A 14,682-nucleotide genomic window follows, 5' to 3' on the forward strand; every position below is an offset into this window, starting at 1 on the left:
CGGGTCAAGTTTCAGAAAGCACCGGCATATGATGGACGCGCGTAAGTTCTTGATAAACCTGCTGTATCGAGCTACGGCGCAGTCCAGCGAAGTACCGGGCTGGAGTCATCGTCAAACAAAAAAATCCGTCCGGTTAGCCGGGGTTGTCGATGGTGCATGCGGCGATGCATGGAACGCGTCAGCGATCGACGCGGGACTGTCCCGGGAGGCACGAAACCGCCTCTCAGCGTCACTCCCGCCACGGCATACGTGCGGCATCCGGCCGGACGCCACCGGGCTGCCGCCAAGGCGGACCGCATGCCGCAGGACCGTCCGGGCGGGCCCGCGCGGTTCGTTCGACGGCGGCGCGCGCGGCGCGATGCGCTCGCCGTTGCGGGGTCGCGGTGCCGGCGGCCGCGCGGTCCTGCCGACGTGCGCCGGCCGGCTAGAATGGCGCCGTCCATTGGGGAGTCGTCATGAGCAAGAAGAAACGACGGCCGGCAGGTCGGCGTCCCGACCCGCGGCCCGCGAATCCGCGCGCCGCGCGCCTGGCGCCGGACTGGCCGGTGCTGGCCGCCGCCGGCTTCGGCCTGTTGCTGACCGGTTACCTCGCAGTCGTGGCCGCGGGCGAGGGCGCGCCCGCGTTCTGCGAAGCGGGCAGCGGCTGCGATGCGGTGCAGGCCAGCGCTTGGTCGAGCTTCCTCGGCCTGCCGATGGCGGCGTGGGGCTTCGGCCTGTACGCGCTGATCGCCCTGGCCGCCGCGACCGGACGCTCGGAGGTCGCGCGCTGGCGCTGGTTGTCGCGCTGGACGCTGCTGGGGCTTGCGATCAGCCTGTTCCTGACCGTCGTCGCCTGGCTCGACGTCCGCGCGACCTGCGCCTGGTGCCTGGCCTCGCTCGCCTTGCTGGCGGGGCTGTTCGGGTGGGTGCATGCGCGCCGCCCGGCCGGCGCGCCGGGCGCGACGACGCCCTGGCGCAACTGGTGGCTCGGCAACGGCCTGGCGGCGCTGGGCGTGCTGGCGCTGCTGGGCGTGGCCGGCGGCGGCCTGCTCGACCGCAGGCCGGAAGACCCGCGCGTGGCCGGGCTGGTGGATCACCTCAACGAGATCGGGGCGACCTACTACGGCGCCTCCTGGTGCGCGAACTGCCGCCGGCAGACGCGGCTGTTCGGGGCCTCGGCGGCCCGGCTGCCCTATGTCGAATGCACGCCGGAGGGCCGCGCCGGCCCCGTCGCGCAGGCCTGCCGCCGCGCCGGCGTGAGCGCCTATCCGACCTGGGTGATCCACGGCCTGCACCACACCGGCCTGCAGCGGCCCGAGCAGCTGGCGCAGTTGTCGGGCTACGTCTGGGAAGCCGGCGCCGGCGACTGAGCCGTGCAGGACGCCCGCCGCGCAGGGCGGGCGCGGCCGTCAGTCGATCGACAGCGGCGATTTCTCGCCCGCGAACGGGTTGATCCTGCGGATCGCCCAGGGGTACTTCGGCCAGTCGCCGTCGAGCCAGGCGTGGTCGGGCGCGTTGAGTTCCAGCACCCGGCGCGCGTCGGCGGCCAGGGTCTCGTTGCCCAGGCGGGTGTAGGACTCGGCCAGCACCGCCACCGCGTCGTTCTGGTACTCGCTCTGCGGATAGGTCTCGAGCAGGTAGGTGGCGCGGTTGGCGGCGGCCACGTAGGCGCCGCGGCGCAGGTAGTACAGCGCGGTGTCGATCTCGTGCCGGGCGAACAGGTTGCGCAGGGCCACCATGCGCTGGCGCGCGTCGGCGGCGTAGCGGCTGTTCGGGTAGCGCTCGGTGACGATGGCGAAGTCGGCGTAGGCCTGGTTCGGCGTCGCCAGGTCGCGGCGGCTGGCGTCCAGGTTCCAGACCCGCTGCAGGAACACCGTATCGCGGTTGGAGTTCACCAGGCCGCGCAGGTAGTACATGTAGGCGGTGTTGCGATGGGTGGGGTAGGTGCGCAGGAAGCGGTCGATGCTGGAGATCGCCTCCTCGTTGTTGCCCATCTTGAACTGCGCGTAGGCGATCTCGATCAGCGCCTGCTCGGTGTAGGGGCCGTAGGGGTACTGGGCGACCAGGCGGCGGAAGGTCGCGGCGGCGGCGTTCCAGTTGCCGTAGCGCATCGACTGGTGGCCCTTGTCGTACAGCGCTTCGACCGGCGCGCCCTCGTCGGGATCTTCCTTGTCGCCGCGGAAGCGGGAGCAGCCGCTCGCCAGCAGGACGGCCAGCAGCGAGAGGACGACTGCGACGCGGAAGACGGAGCGGGCTCGGGTCATGGGGTGTTGGGCGTGGACGGCATGAGGCGCGGATAATAGCAGCCCCGCCCGCGCGGCCGCCCGCCGCGCCTGAACGATGCCCCTGCCGATGACCCAGCCCCCCTCCGATGCCCCCCGCCTGGACGACGACCTCGAATCGCGCAGCGTGGAGGTTCCGCCGGCGCTGGCCGGGCGCCGCTTCGACCAGGTGCTGGCCGAGCTGTTCCCGGAGTTCTCGCGCTCCCGGCTGAGCGCCTGGATCAAGTCCGGCGACGCCCTGCTCGACGGCCGCCAGGCGCGCCCGCGCGACCCGGTGGCCGGCGGCGAGATGATCGCGCTGGACGTCGTGCTCGACGAGCAGACCCACGACGCGCCGGAGGACATCCCGCTGACGGTGCTCTACGAGGACGCGGACGTGCTGGTCATCGACAAGCCGGCGGGCATGGTGGTGCACCCGGGCGCCGGCAACCGCAGCGGCACCCTGGTCAACGGCCTGCTGTTCCGCGACCCGGGGCTGGCGGCGCTGCCGCGGGCGGGCATCGTGCACCGCCTGGACAAGGACACCTCCGGGGTCATGGTGGTGGCGCGGACCCCGCAAGCGCACGCCGGGCTGGTCGAGCAGCTCTCCGCGCGCGAGGTGCACCGGCAGTACCTGGCGATCGTGGTCGGCGCGCTGGTCAGCGGCGGCACCGCCGACGCCCCGATCGACCGCCACCCGCGCGACCGCCTGCGCATGGCCGTGCGCGAAGGCGGCCGCGAGGCGGTCACCCACTTCCGCCTGCGCGAGCGCTTCCGCGCGCACACGGCGCTGGAGTGCCGGCTGGAAACCGGCCGCACCCACCAGATCCGCGTGCACATGCAGCACCTGCGCCATCCCATCGTCGGCGATCCGCTGTACGGCGGCGCGCTCAAGCTGCCCAAGGCCGCCTCCGACGAGCTGGCCGCCGCGCTGCGCGGCTTCCGCCGCCAGGCCCTGCACGCCGAGACGCTGGAGTTCGCCCATCCGCGCACCGGCGAACCGGTGCGCGCCGGGGCCCCGGTGCCGGAGGACATGCAGGCGCTGATGCGGCTGCTGCGCGAGGACGCCCGCCGGCATGCGGAAGACGGGCGGCGCTGAGATGGCGGCGCGCGAAGCGGCATCCGCGCCCTGGCTGGCCGCGGACTGGCCGGCGCCGCCGGGCGTGCACGCGCTGACCACGCTGCGCGGCGGGCCGGGCGTGTCGTCGGCGCCGTTCGGGCGCCTGAACCTGGGCGCCAACAGCGGCGACGACCCCGCCGCCGTCGCGCGCAACCGCGACATCCTGGCCGGCCTGGCGGGGCTGCCATCGCCGCCGCGCTGGCTGCGCCAGGTGCATGGCACCCGGGTGGTGGCCTGCGAGGCCGACGGACACGACGTCGAACCGCCGGAGGGCGACGCCGCGGTCGCCTCGTCCTCCGGCACGGTACTGGCGATCCTGACCGCCGACTGCCTGCCGGTGGTGTTCGCCTCCCGCGACGGCCTGCGCATCGGCGCGGCGCACGCCGGCTGGCGCGGGCTTGCCGCCGGGGTGCTGGAGGCGACGCTGGCCGCCATCGGCGCCGCGCCCGGCGATTGCCTGGCCTGGCTGGGGCCCGGCGCCGGGCCGCGCGCCTACGAGGTGGGCGAGGAGGTGCGGGCGGCGTTCGTCGAATCCGATCCCGGAGCCGCGAGCGCTTTCGAGGCCACGCGGCCGGGCCACTGGCGGGCCGATCTCTACGCGCTGGCGCGGCGGCGCCTGGTCGCGGCCGGCATGGCCGCCGCCGACATCCACGGCGGCGGGCTGTGCACGATCTCCGATCGCGCGCGCTTCTATTCGCACCGCCGCGACCGCCGCACCGGCCGCATGGCGACGCTGGTCTGGCGCACCGCATAGCGCGCGCGGCGGGCCGTGCGCTCAGCCGTTGCGCAGGTCGTGCAGGTAGTCGCGCCGCCAGGCGTTGATGTCGTGCTTGCGCAGGTGGTCCATCATCGCGCGCCAGCGCTCGATGCGCTTGTCGCGCGGCATCGTCGAGGCGATGGCGATGGCGTCGGCGACGCCGTCCAGGTCGTGCGGGTTGACCAGCAGCGCGTCCTTCAGTTCGTAGGCGGCGCCGGCCAGCAGCGACAGCACCAGCACCCCGGGATCCTCCGGATCCTGCGCGGCGATGTATTCCTTGGCGACCAGGTTCATGCCGTCGCGCAGCGGGGTCACCAGGCCCACGCTGGCCAGCCGGTAGAAGCCGGTCAGGGTGGCATGGGCGAAGTTGCGGTTGACGTAGCGCAGCGGGGTCCAGTCGGGTTCGGCCCAGGCGCCGTTGATGTGGCCCGAGATCTGTTCCAGTTCCTGCCGCAGCGCCTGATACTCGGCGACGTCGCTGCGCGAGACCGGCGCGATCTGCAGGTAGGTCAGCTGGCCGCGCTGGTCGCGGTGGGTCTCCAGGTAGCGCTCGAAGCCGCGGAAGCGCTCCGGCAGGCCCTTGGAGTAGTCGAGCCGGTCGACGCCGATGGCGAGCTTGCGCCGGTCCAGGCTGGCGCGCAGATCCTTGATCGCGGGCTTGGACATCGCCGCCCGCGCCTGGCTGGCGATCAGCTCGGTGTCGATGCTGATGGGATAGGCGTGGGCGCGGAAGCGGCGCCCGCCGGGCGCCTCCAGCTGGCCGTCGGCCAGCACCTTGCCGCCGCCGAACAGGCGCACGTAGTCCTGGAAGCGTTCGACGTCGCGCCGGGTCTGCATGCCCACCAGATCGTAGGCGTACAGCGACGAGAACAGCCGGTTGTGGTTGGGCATCGCCGCCAGCAGGTCCGACGAGGGCATCGGCACGTGCAGGAAGAAGCCCATGCGGCAGCCGACGCCGCGCTGGCGCAGCAGCGAGGCCAGCGGGATCAGGTGGTAATCGTGGATCCAGAGGATGTCGCTGTCGCGCAGCATCGGCGCCAGCTTGTCGGCGAACATGGCGTTGACCCGCGCGTAGCCCTCGCGGGTGGCGCGGTCGTAGTCGACCAGGTCGAGCCGGAAGTGCAGCAGCGGCCACAGCGTGCGGTTGGCGAAGCCGTTGTAGTAGGCGTCCAGGTCCGCGCGGTTGAGGTCCATCGTGAGGTAGCGGATGTCGCCCTCGACCTGCTCGTGCACCGCGCCGCTCTCGCCGCGCACGGTGCGCCCGCTCCAGCCGAACCAGAGGCCGCCGTGCTCCTTCAGCGCCGCCTGCAGCGCCACCGCGAGGCCGCCGGCCCGGCTCTCGCCGGGCACCGCGACGCGGTTGGAGACGACGACCAGCCGGCTCACGTGGCGTCCTCCCACGAGCGCGAGAGCCGCATCGCCGCCGCGATCAGCCCGACGTGCGAATAGGTCTGCGGGAAGTTGCCCCAGGCCTCGCCGTCCTCGAACGCCAGGTCCTCCGACAGCAGGCCCAGCGGGTTGCGCCGCGCCAGGATGCGCTCGAACATCGCGCGCGCCTCCTCCTTGCGGCCGATCGCCGCCAGCGCCTCGATGTACCAGAACGTGCAGATGGTGAAGCTGGTCTCCGGCGCGCCGAAGTCGTCGGGGGCGATGTAGCGGAACAGGCCGTCGCCGCGCTTGAGATCGCGGCCGATCGCCTCGACGGTGGCGACGAAGCGCGGGTCGTCGGCGGGGATGAAGCCGATGTCGGCCAAGAGCAGCAGCGAGGCATCGAGGCGATGGCCGTCGAAGGCGTCGGTGAAGTGGCCCAGCTCCTCGTTCCAGGCGCGTTCCAGGACCTGCGCGCGGATCGTGTCGGCGCGCCCGCGCCAGTGGGCGGCGCGCTCGTCGAGCTGCAGCCGCGCGGCGATGCGCGCCAGCCGGTCGCAGGCCGCCCAGCACATGGCCGCGGTATAGGTATGCACGTCGGTGCGCCCGCGGAACTCCCACAGCCCGGCGTCGGGCACGTCGTACAGCGCATAGGCCTGTTCGCCCAGCGGCTCCAGCTTGCCGAACGCGGCCGCGTCGCCGGGCTTGGCCAGGCGCTGGTCGAAGAACAGCTGCGTCGAGGCCAGCACCACGCTGCCGTAGACGTCGTGCTGGCGCTGCACCCAGGCCAGGTTGCCCCGGCGCACCGGGCCCATGCCGCGGTAGCCCTGCAGCGCCTCGACCTCGTGTTCCTCCAGCCTCTCGGAGAAATCGATGCCGTACAGCGGCTGCAGGCTGCCGTCGTGGGTGGCGATGTTGAAGATGTAGCGCAGAAACTCCTCCATGCTCCGGGTCGCCCCCAGCCGGTTGAGCGCGCGCACCACGAACGCGGCGTCGCGCAGCCAGCAGTAGCGATAGTCCCAGTTGCGCGGCGTGTGCGGCGCCTCCGGGATGGAGGTGGTCATCGCCGCGATGATCGCGCCGCTGTCCTCGTACTGGCACAGCTTCAGCGTGATCGCGCTGCGGATGACCGCCTCCTGCCACTCGAGGGGGATGGAGAGGTAGCGCACCCATTCGCGCCAGTACTCGGTGGTGCGCGCCTCGGCCTCGTGCATGAACCCTGCCAGCGATTGCGTCAACGATTCGTCGGCGCCCAGCAGCAGGTGGGCCGGCTCGCTGAGCACGAACGAGATCTCCTCGCGCACGAAGCGCACCGGCAGGTCGGTGGTCAGGCGCAGGGTGAAGTCCGGCAGCAGGTAGCGGATGTGGTTGCTGCCCCAGGTGGTCTCCGCGCGCTCCGCGCCCCAGCGCACCAGCGGGCGCAGGCGCACGCGGATGCGCGGGCTGCCCGCCAGCGGCGTGACCCGGCGCATCAGCGCGACCGGGCGGTAGAACCGGCCGTGCTGCCGCCAGCGCGGCGCGAAGTCCACGATCTCGATCGCGCCGCCGGCGCGGTCGTGCAGCACCGTGCGCAGGATCGCGGTGTTGTGGACGTAGTGCTGCTCGCTGCGGACGAAACCTTCCAGCTCGATCGCGAAATCGCCGCCGTCGTGGTGGCGCGGGGACAGCAGCGCGCAGAAGGCGGGATCGCCGTCGAAGGCCGGCAGGCAGCTCCATACCACCCGCGCGCGGGCGTCGAGCAGGGCGCCGAAGCTGCCGTTGCCGATGACGCCGAGGTCGAGGGTGGCCGAGGTGTCGGGCGGAACGGGAGCGGACGGTTTCATTCGGGAAAGGCGTTCTCGAGCCAGGCGTGGACCGCGGGGACGTCGGGCAGGGCGAATTGCGCGGCGCTGGGCTCGCGCGCGCCCACCAGCACGCTCAGGCCGCGGCGTTCGTTGACGATGGCGAAGCCGTGCTCGTCGGTCAGGTCGTCGCCGACGAAGACCGGGACCCGGCCGCGGAAGGGCGGTTCCTCCATCAGGGCGGCGATGGCATCGCCCTTGTCGGCGCCGCCGGGCCGCAGCTCCACCACGTGGTCGCCCGGCTGCAGCCGGTAGCCCGGCAGGCGCGGCAGGACCGATTCGGCGAAGGCCCGCATCGCCTCGCCGTGCTCGGGCGCCTGGCGCCAGTGCAGCGCCAGGCCGACCTGCTTGTCCTCCACCAGCGTGCCGGGCAGGCGCTCGGCCAGCGCCTCGGCCTCCGCCAGGATCCGCGTCAGCGCCGGCGGCGCCTGCAACGGCGGCGCGCGGTAGGCGCCGTTGCGCCGCTCCAGGCCGTGCATGCCGGCGGAGGGAAGCCGCAGCGGCGCGAACAGCCCGTCGAGCACCGCCAGCGGCCGGCCGCTGACCAGCGCAAGCGCGCCATCGAGCCGCCGGCAGACGCGCTCCAGGCTCGCGCGCAGCGGCTCCCCGACGGCCACCTGGGCCGGATCGGGGGCGAAAGCCAACAGGGTGCCGTCCACATCGAGGAAGAGGGCCCAGGCCTCGTCGATCGGGGGCGGCGGCGGTCGGGTGGGGGACTCGGCAGCCATCCGGCGCATTGTGCCGCATGCGAAGGCGCGATGGTTGCGTCGTCGCCGTGAACGGTGCGTGCCGGGGCCGACAGACTGCGCCCGCGCGCCCGCTACAAGGTCTCGATGAACTCGGTCAGCGCCTCCAGCTCGGTCCGGTGGAGATCGAGCCGTTCGACGAGCGGGTCGGGCTGCGGATACAGCGGGTCGTTCGCCTGCTCTGCGGTGGGGCGCGGGCGCGGCATGCCGGCGTCGTACATGGTCACCACGCCGCGCAGGTGCGGGAACAGGCCGTTGTGCATGTAGGGCGCGGTGCGCGAGACCCCGCGCAGCGAGGGCGTTCGGAACCTGCCGCTGTCGGCCGGATCGCCGGTGACTTCGTAGCGGCCCAGGTCCTGCCGGCGGCGGCCGTAGAAGTGCAGCCCGAGGTTGTGGAAGCCGTCGTCGGTCAGCGTGGGGCCGCTGTGGCAGTTCATGCAGCGCGCGTGGGTGCGGAACAGGTGCAGGCCCCAGAGCTGGCGGTCGGTCAGGAGATCGCGATCGCCTTCCAGGAAGCGGTCCAGCCGGTTGCTGCGCGGCACCAGGCTGCGCTGGTAGGCGGCCAGCGCCTGCGCGACCTGGCGCGCGTCGATCCGCCTGCTGTCGAATACGCGCGCGAACTCGGCCGGATAGTCGCCGCTGCGGTTGAGGCGCCGCTCCAGCTCGCGGACGCTGAAGGCCATCTCCCGGCGGTCCTGGATCGGGTGCAGCGCCTGTTCCTCCAGCGAGGCGGCGCGGCCGTCCCAGAACAGCGTGCGCGAGTACGCGCTCATCGCCACGCTGATCGCGTTGCGCCGGCCGGGCTGGCGGTCGTGGCCGAAGGAGACGCGGCGGCCGTCGCTCCAGCCCAGCTCCCGTTCGTGGCAGGTGGCGCAGGCGATCTGGCCGGAGCGCGACAGGCGCGGATCCTCGAAGAGTTTCCGGCCGAGCGCGATTTTTTCCGGCGTGCCCGGGTTGTCGGCCGGTTCGGGCGTCGTCTTCGGCAGCGGCGCCAGCTCCCGCCAGGCGACGCCCGCGGACACGTGCGGCGCGGGCCACTGGTCCGAGGGCAGGCGATAGATCCGGCGCAGGCAGTCGAAGTCGATGGCCGGCGCGCTGGGCGCGATGCGTTCGCGGCACTGCGCCAGCGAAGCGGCCTCGCGGTCGTCGGGATGCGCCTGCGTCCACGCCGCCAGTGCCACGGCGACCAGGACGGCCGTCGTGGCGAGGCGCCAGGGCAGCAGGCGGTGCGTCTTGGGCATGCGGGTCTAGACGCGGTCGCGGCCCAGGGGGCCGGCGGGCGGGTCGGTGCGCGCGGTGCGGTCGGGCACGGCGTCGAGGTCGGCGGCGTGCAGGGCGGCGTGCAGGGCGGCGCCGAGGCGGGACGGGTGCGTGGGAGATGGCATCGGGAGCGACCGGAACGAAGGGGACTCCTCCCTTTGCCAGCCGAGCGGGGAAAAAGTGTCAGCGCCGGGTCCGGCTCACTGCGGGCCGACGACGGTCCAGTAGCCGCCGGCGGTGCTGCGCACGCGCACGGGGTAGGTCGCTTCCAGCATCGCCAGGCTGCGGGCGATGTCGTCGAGTGGAAAGGCACCGGACACGCGCAGGGCCGCGACCTCCGGGTCGCAGCGCAAGAGGCCGCGGCGGTGCCGCGCCAGTTCGGCCAGCAGCTCCGACAGCGGCATGGCGTCGGCGGCCAGCATGCCGTGCACCCAGGCCAGTGCGCGCTCGTCCGCGGCTGCGGGCAGCCCGGCTTGCGAGGCGTCGAAGGCCGCCTGCTGGCCGGCCTGCAGCCGCCGGGCGGCACCGGGCCGTTGCGCCGGTTGCAGCCGCACCGCGCCGTCCAGCACGGCCACGCGGGTGCGGTCGCCTTCGACGCGCACGCTGAAGCGCGTGCCCAGCGCTTGCACCCGTCCCTGGGGCGTGGCCACGCGGAAAGGGCGCGCCGGCGTCCACGGGTCGGCGCCGGTGTCGATCGCGATTTCGCCGGCGCGCAGCCGCAGCAGGCGTTCCTCGGGGCCGAAGGCGATGTCCACGGCGGTGGCGGTGTTGAGGTCCAGCCGGCTGCCGTCGGGCAGGGTCAGGGTGCGCCGCTCGCCGGTGGCGGTGCGGACGTCGGCGCGCCAGGCGGCGTCTTCGGACAGCCGCCAGGCCAGCCAGGCACCGGGCGCGGCGGCCAGCAGCGTGGCCAGGCGCTTGACGGCGGTACGGCGGCGGGCATCGGCCGGGCGGCCGAGCACCGGCCGGGCGAGGTCGGCGGGCACCGACGCGAGCAGGCCGCGCAGGCGTCCGGCGCGGCGCCAGGCCCGTTGCCGGTCGGGATCGCCGTCGCGCCAGCGCGCGCAGGCGGCGCGGTCGGCGTCGGTGGCATGGCCCGAATGCAGGACCAGCAGCCAGTCCACGGCCTCCTCGATCGCCGAGGCCGGCAGCGGCGCCTCGGCCTCAGGGCGCATGCGCGAGGCAGCCGAGGAAGGCGCGCTTCATGTGCCGCTTGACCGTGCTCAGGGAGATCCCGAGCTGCCGGCCGATGGCGTCGTAGCCCAGGCCGTCGAACTGAGAGAGCAGGAAGACCTGCCGGGCCTGCGGCGGCAGGCCGTCGAGCATGGCATCGATCTCCTGCAGCGCCTCCAGGACCAGCGCGCGTTGCTCGGCCGACGGCGCGACCGCTTCCGGCTGCGCGGCCAGATGCTCGAGGTAGGCGCGTTCGAGCGACTGCCGGCGGCACCAGTTGGCCATCAGGCCGCGCGCGACGGTGGTCAGGAAAGCCCGCGGCTCGCGCACCGAGGCCAGTTCGCGGCCGGCGAAGACGCGCAGGAAGGTGTCCTGCGCCAGATCGGCGGCGACCTCCCGGCAGCCCAGCCGGTAGGCCAGCCAGTTGCGCAGCCAGGGCTGGTGTTCGCGGTAGAGCAGGCCGAGGGCGTGGGAGTCTCTGGGCATGGGCGTCGCTGGAAGACGTGTCCGTCCCGGACATGGCGATGCAAACGAGAATTGTTATCGATTATCGCAGTCATCGGGGCGCGGCGCCAGGGGTGGGGCCGGCGGTCGGCTCGGCGGGTGGGAGCGCGCTGGCGCGCGATGCTTTTTCTCGGCTACTCGCCCGCGTCCGCGCGCGGGGACGCGCTCCGCGTCCATCGCGAGTCGGGTGGCACCTTGCTTGGTCTGGCAGGGCGGGCGCCGCGTCGGCGTGCTCCGTGGCCGGGGTGCCGCGGGCGCGAGGCGTGCACCCGCGGCGTCCGCGCCGCGGCACCCGCCCCGCCAGTGGGCCGGCCCGGCGCTGGGCGCCGGGCCATGAGCGGTCTAGAACGTGTAGCGGACCCGCGCGTACCAGTACGCGCCATTGCTGCCGATCGGCGACAGCACGTCGTAGGGCAGGTTGCCGAAGTAGAAGATGTCCTCGTTGGAGAGGTCGGGGTATTCGTCGGTGATGTTCTGCCCGCCGATCGCCACCGTCCAGCGCTCGCTCACGCGCAGCTCGGCCTCGGCGTCGAGCTGCCATTCCGCGCCGTAGGTCTGCTCCGGTTCGTAGCCGCCGCCGAAGTTGAAGACGCGCTTGGCGCTGCCGTGCCGCTGCACGCGCGCCAGCAGGTTCCAGCGGTCGTCGCTCCAGTTGGCGGAGAACTGCGCGCGCGTGCGCGGCGCGGCGCCGGTCAGCGTGTTGCGCTCCTCCACGCCGAACAGCACGTAGCCGGGATCGAGCGCCGCGAGCGGCGCCGGGGTGGCGACGATGTCGGTCAGCTCGGTCTTGGCGTAGCTCCAGGTGCCGGTCAGCAGCAGCGCGCCGTCGCCCAGCCGGTCGCGCCAGTTGGCGACCACCTCGGCGCCGCGGGTGCGGGTGTCGGCGGCGTTGACGAAGAAGCTGACGCTCTCGATGCCCGGCACGCCGAACTCGCCGGCGATGAAGTCGGTCAGCGCGTCGCCGGTGATGCTCTCCGACAGCGCGACGCGGTCGTCGATCTCGATCTGGAACACGTCCAGCGAGAGGTCGAAGCGCTCGCCGATGCGGCTGGTGAAGCCGAGGCTGGCGTTGACGGACTTCTCCGGCGCCAGCTCGGTCGCGCCCAGCGCGCGCGCGATCGGGTTGTTCACCGACAGCAGCCGGCCCTGCACCAGCTGGCCGGCGGCGCTGTAGCCGGTGCTGGTGGATTCGTAGCCGATCTGCGACAGCGACGGCGCGCGGAAGTTGTTGGAGAGCGCGCCGCGCAGGGCGAACGCCGGGGCGAACTCGTAGCGCGCGGCGAGCTTGCCGGTCAGCTCGCCGCCGAAGTCTTCGTAGTGTTCGTAGCGCACCGCCACGTCGGTGGTCAGGCGCTCGCCGAAGGCGCTCGACAGGCTGGCGTAGACGCTGGCGACGTCGCGGTCGAGGTCGGCCTCGTCCTGCGGGGTCAGTCCGCCGCCGGCCTGCGATCCGGTGGGGCGGTCGGTCCAGGGGCCGGCCGCGTAGCTGGCGGGATCGCCGGCGCGGGTCTCGTAGCGCTCGGCGCGCAGCTCCACGCCGGTGGCCAGGGTGTGCGCGCCGAAGACGCGGCTCAGGTCCAGGTTGGCCAGCGTCTGCGCGAACTCGTAATCGCCGGTGCGAAAGCGCGTGGGGCTGCCCGGGCCCAGCGAGGCGTTGATGGAGTCGCGCAGGCGGTAGGTGAACGCGTTGCGGCCGTGGTTGAGGCTGAGGTCGTAGTCCCACTCGCCCCACTGGCCGCGCAGGCCGCCGACGCCGGCCAGGTCCAGGTTCTCGCCGATCGAGACCGGGCGGAAGCCGCGCGGATACACCTCGGGCCAGTTCGCTTCGCCGTCGGGGTAGCGGAAGTAGTTGGCGCCTTCGGTATCGCGCTGGTGCCAGGTGCCGAAGAAGTACAGCTCGGAGGCCGCGCCGACCGGCAGCTCGCCGTTGATCCAGGCGTTGAGGTCCTTCGATTCGCCGTCGCCCAGGTGGTAGTTGCGCTGTCCCTGCACGGCCAGGTTGGCGGGGCTCTGGTCCCAGGGCGGCACCTGGTCGAAGCCGGCGCGGTTGGTGGCTTCGCGGTTCTTGAGCTCGAAGCCGGTGCGGAAGAAGCCGCCATCGCCGAGGCCGCTGCCGACCTTGCCGGCGAGATAGCTCGTCTGGCCGTCGGTGAGGGTGCGGCCGATCGGTTCGACGTCGGTATGGTGGGCGCCGAAGCTGGCCTCCCACTCGCCGCCCTCGGCGCCGTCGTCGAGCAGGATGTTGATCACCCCGGCCACGGCGTCGGCGCCGTACTGGGCGCCGGCGCCGTCGCGCAGCACCTCGATGCGGCGGATCGCGTTGAGCGGGATGGCGTTGAAGTCCACCGGGGTGGTGCCGCGGCCGATCTTGGAGCCGGTGCTGACCAGCGAGGTGACGTGGCGGCGCTTGCCGTTGACCAGCACCAGCACCTGGTCCGGCGCGAGCCCGCGCAGTTGCGCCGCGCGCACGTGATCGGCGCCGCCGGAGTTCGACTGGCGCGGGAAGTTGAACGAGGGCAGCAGCGCCTGCAGCGCACTGCCCAGCTCGCCGTTGACCGCGCCGGCGCGCCTCAGGTCGTCGGCGTCGAGCACGTCGATGGGCACCGTCGATTCGAGCACGGTGCGGTCGCGCGCGCGGGTGCCGGTGACGATGACGGCATCGAGCTGGGCGGCGTCGGCGGGCGCGGGCGCCGCCTCCTGGGCGAAGGCCGGTGCGGCGAGTGCGGCCAGGACGGCCGCGGCGAGCGGGGACGAAGCGCGTGGGGACATGGACGACCTGCGGACGAACGGAAGGAAGGGGCCGGCGGTGCGCGCGCGGCGCAGCAGGCAAGACGCGGCGCGCGCGTCAACAGCGGTGCAGCGGGCAGCGCGCGGCGTGCGCGATCGCGCGAGGATTCGATGTCGTCGGGGGACGCGAGCGATGCACGGAAGGAAGGGCACCGGGCCGAGCGGTCGTCCATTCAAGCGCGGAACGCGGCGCGGCGGAACGCGGACGGAGCGATACAGTGTTGGTCGATCTGGAACGATGCCGCGCCGGGGCGCGCCTACGATGGCCGGTCCTTTCAAGCGGGAACGACGAATGCGCGCAAGAGGATTCCGACCGGTCGCGATCTGCCTCGGGGCGATGCTGGCGCTCGCCGGCTGCGCATCGGTGCCGCGCGAGGCGGCGCCCGCGCCGGTCACGGCCACGCTGCACGACGACCCCGCGCATCCGGCGCTGGCCACCGGCTGGCTGCGCAGCGAGCTGTACTTCGGCGTGGGGCCGGACGGCGACGCGCCGGTCGATCCGGCCGGCTGGCGGCAGTTCCTGGATCGCGAGGTGACGCCGCGCTTTCCCGACGGGCTGAGCGTGTTCGATGCCTACGGGCAGTGGCTCTCGCGCGACCAGGCCACGCCGGGACGGCTGCGCTCGAAGCTGCTGGTGATCCTGCATCCGGATACGCCCGAACACCGGGCGCGGATCGACGCGATCCGCCTGGCCTGGAAGCGCGAGACCGGGCATCAGTCGGTGCTGTGGTCGTGGCAGCGCGTCGATGTCTCGTTCTGAGTCCGGTCGCTCGCGCGGCGAGCGCGCTTCCCCTGCCTGCGTCCGCCACGCCGGCTCGCGCCGGGCGGGGCATGGCCGGTCATCGGCGGCGCGCCTTGCGAGCGCGGGTCGTGGCGGGCTTCCGCGGCC

13 protein-coding genes are annotated in these 14,682 nt (G+C 73.2%); 4 read left to right on the top strand and 9 right to left on the bottom strand.

Annotated elements, in window-relative coordinates:
* Window positions 1–455: 455 nt before the first annotated feature.
* Window positions 456–1,349 carry a vitamin K epoxide reductase family protein gene (locus Z164_RS0103440; RefSeq protein WP_024889346.1) on the top strand — a complete coding sequence of 298 codons (894 nt, stop codon included), beginning with the start codon at window positions 456–458 and terminating at the stop codon, window positions 1,347–1,349.
* Window positions 1,350–1,388: 39 nt separating this feature from the next.
* Here Z164_RS0103440 and Z164_RS0103445 read toward each other — a convergent pair whose 3' ends face one another.
* Window positions 1,389–2,243 (bottom strand): outer membrane protein assembly factor BamD, encoded by an 855-nt coding sequence (locus Z164_RS0103445; protein WP_024889347.1) that lies wholly within the window; start codon window positions 2,241–2,243, stop codon window positions 1,389–1,391.
* Window positions 2,244–2,331: 88 nt separating this feature from the next.
* Between Z164_RS0103445 and rluD the strand changes: the two genes are divergently transcribed.
* Together rluD and pgeF are read left to right on the top strand one after the other, a co-directional pair.
* Window positions 2,332–3,339: a 23S rRNA pseudouridine(1911/1915/1917) synthase RluD gene (gene rluD / locus Z164_RS0103450; RefSeq protein ID WP_024889348.1), complete on the top strand. Its 1,008-nt coding sequence runs from the start codon at window positions 2,332–2,334 to the stop codon at window positions 3,337–3,339.
* Between the two features lies 1 nt (window position 3,340).
* A complete protein-coding gene (gene pgeF, locus Z164_RS0103455; RefSeq protein WP_043689186.1) occupies window positions 3,341–4,114 on the top strand; it encodes a peptidoglycan editing factor PgeF in 774 nt (257 codons plus the stop codon).
* Between the two features lie 21 nt (window positions 4,115–4,135).
* On the opposite strand, the gene otsA is transcribed toward pgeF, so the two are convergent.
* The 8 genes from otsA to Z164_RS0103495 form a co-directional block, all read right to left on the bottom strand.
* Complete coding sequence (gene otsA / locus Z164_RS0103460) at window positions 4,136–5,503, bottom strand: alpha,alpha-trehalose-phosphate synthase (UDP-forming) (RefSeq protein WP_024889350.1); 1,368 nt, start codon at window positions 5,501–5,503, stop codon at window positions 4,136–4,138.
* On the bottom strand, window positions 5,500–7,308 hold the full coding sequence (locus Z164_RS0103465; protein ID WP_024889351.1) for a glycoside hydrolase family 15 protein: 1,809 nt from the start codon (window positions 7,306–7,308) through the stop codon (window positions 5,500–5,502). The genes otsA and Z164_RS0103465 overlap by 4 nt, the downstream gene beginning before the upstream one ends.
* Window positions 7,305–8,054 carry a trehalose-phosphatase gene (otsB, locus tag Z164_RS0103470; RefSeq protein WP_024889352.1) on the bottom strand — a complete coding sequence of 250 codons (750 nt, stop codon included), beginning with the start codon at window positions 8,052–8,054 and terminating at the stop codon, window positions 7,305–7,307. The genes Z164_RS0103465 and otsB overlap by 4 nt, the downstream gene beginning before the upstream one ends.
* A 92-nt stretch (window positions 8,055–8,146) precedes the next feature.
* Window positions 8,147–9,313, bottom strand: a complete 1,167-nt coding sequence (locus tag Z164_RS0103475) for a cytochrome-c peroxidase (protein ID WP_024889353.1) — start codon at window positions 9,311–9,313, stop codon at window positions 8,147–8,149.
* A 6-nt stretch (window positions 9,314–9,319) separates the two neighbouring features.
* Window positions 9,320–9,457 carry a hypothetical protein gene (locus tag Z164_RS22745; RefSeq protein ID WP_160170679.1) on the bottom strand — a complete coding sequence of 46 codons (138 nt, stop codon included), beginning with the start codon at window positions 9,455–9,457 and terminating at the stop codon, window positions 9,320–9,322.
* 75 nt (window positions 9,458–9,532) lie between these two features.
* Window positions 9,533–10,504, bottom strand: coding sequence for a FecR domain-containing protein (locus Z164_RS0103485; protein ID WP_024889354.1), 972 nt, complete (start codon window positions 10,502–10,504; stop codon window positions 9,533–9,535).
* A complete protein-coding gene (locus Z164_RS0103490; RefSeq protein ID WP_024889355.1) occupies window positions 10,494–10,988 on the bottom strand; it encodes a sigma-70 family RNA polymerase sigma factor in 495 nt (164 codons plus the stop codon). The genes Z164_RS0103485 and Z164_RS0103490 overlap by 11 nt, the downstream gene beginning before the upstream one ends.
* Before the next feature lie 360 nt (window positions 10,989–11,348).
* Window positions 11,349–13,775, bottom strand: a complete 2,427-nt coding sequence (locus Z164_RS0103495) for a TonB-dependent receptor plug domain-containing protein (protein ID WP_024889356.1) — start codon at window positions 13,773–13,775, stop codon at window positions 11,349–11,351.
* A 310-nt stretch (window positions 13,776–14,085) separates the two neighbouring features.
* Here Z164_RS0103495 and Z164_RS19930 point away from each other — a divergent pair, with 310 nt between their 5' ends.
* A complete protein-coding gene (locus tag Z164_RS19930) occupies window positions 14,086–14,553 on the top strand; it encodes a DUF3574 domain-containing protein (RefSeq protein WP_081770044.1) in 468 nt (155 codons plus the stop codon).
* Window positions 14,554–14,682 lie beyond the last annotated feature (129 nt).

Origin of the sequence: Luteimonas huabeiensis HB2 (assembly GCF_000559025.1) — a bacterium.
Classification (GTDB): Bacteria; Pseudomonadota; Gammaproteobacteria; order Xanthomonadales; family Xanthomonadaceae; genus Luteimonas; species Luteimonas huabeiensis.

Coding starts and splice junctions, on each gene's coding strand:
- Z164_RS0103495 (WP_024889356.1), bottom strand. CDS start 13,775: ATGTCCCCACGCGCTTCGTCCCCGCTCGCCGCGGCCGTCCTGGCCGCA.
- Z164_RS19930 (WP_081770044.1), top strand. CDS start 14,086: ATGCGCGCAAGAGGATTCCGACCGGTCGCGATCTGCCTCGGGGCGATG.
- Z164_RS22745 (WP_160170679.1), bottom strand. CDS start 9,457: ATGCCATCTCCCACGCACCCGTCCCGCCTCGGCGCCGCCCTGCACGCC.
- Z164_RS0103440 (WP_024889346.1), top strand. CDS start 456: ATGAGCAAGAAGAAACGACGGCCGGCAGGTCGGCGTCCCGACCCGCGG.
- otsB (WP_024889352.1), bottom strand. CDS start 8,054: ATGGCTGCCGAGTCCCCCACCCGACCGCCGCCGCCCCCGATCGACGAG.
- Z164_RS0103475 (WP_024889353.1), bottom strand. CDS start 9,313: ATGCCCAAGACGCACCGCCTGCTGCCCTGGCGCCTCGCCACGACGGCC.
- Z164_RS0103485 (WP_024889354.1), bottom strand. CDS start 10,504: ATGCGCCCTGAGGCCGAGGCGCCGCTGCCGGCCTCGGCGATCGAGGAG.
- pgeF (WP_043689186.1), top strand. CDS start 3,341: ATGGCGGCGCGCGAAGCGGCATCCGCGCCCTGGCTGGCCGCGGACTGG.
- Z164_RS0103465 (WP_024889351.1), bottom strand. CDS start 7,308: ATGAAACCGTCCGCTCCCGTTCCGCCCGACACCTCGGCCACCCTCGAC.
- Z164_RS0103445 (WP_024889347.1), bottom strand. CDS start 2,243: ATGACCCGAGCCCGCTCCGTCTTCCGCGTCGCAGTCGTCCTCTCGCTG.
- rluD (WP_024889348.1), top strand. CDS start 2,332: ATGACCCAGCCCCCCTCCGATGCCCCCCGCCTGGACGACGACCTCGAA.
- Z164_RS0103490 (WP_024889355.1), bottom strand. CDS start 10,988: ATGCCCAGAGACTCCCACGCCCTCGGCCTGCTCTACCGCGAACACCAG.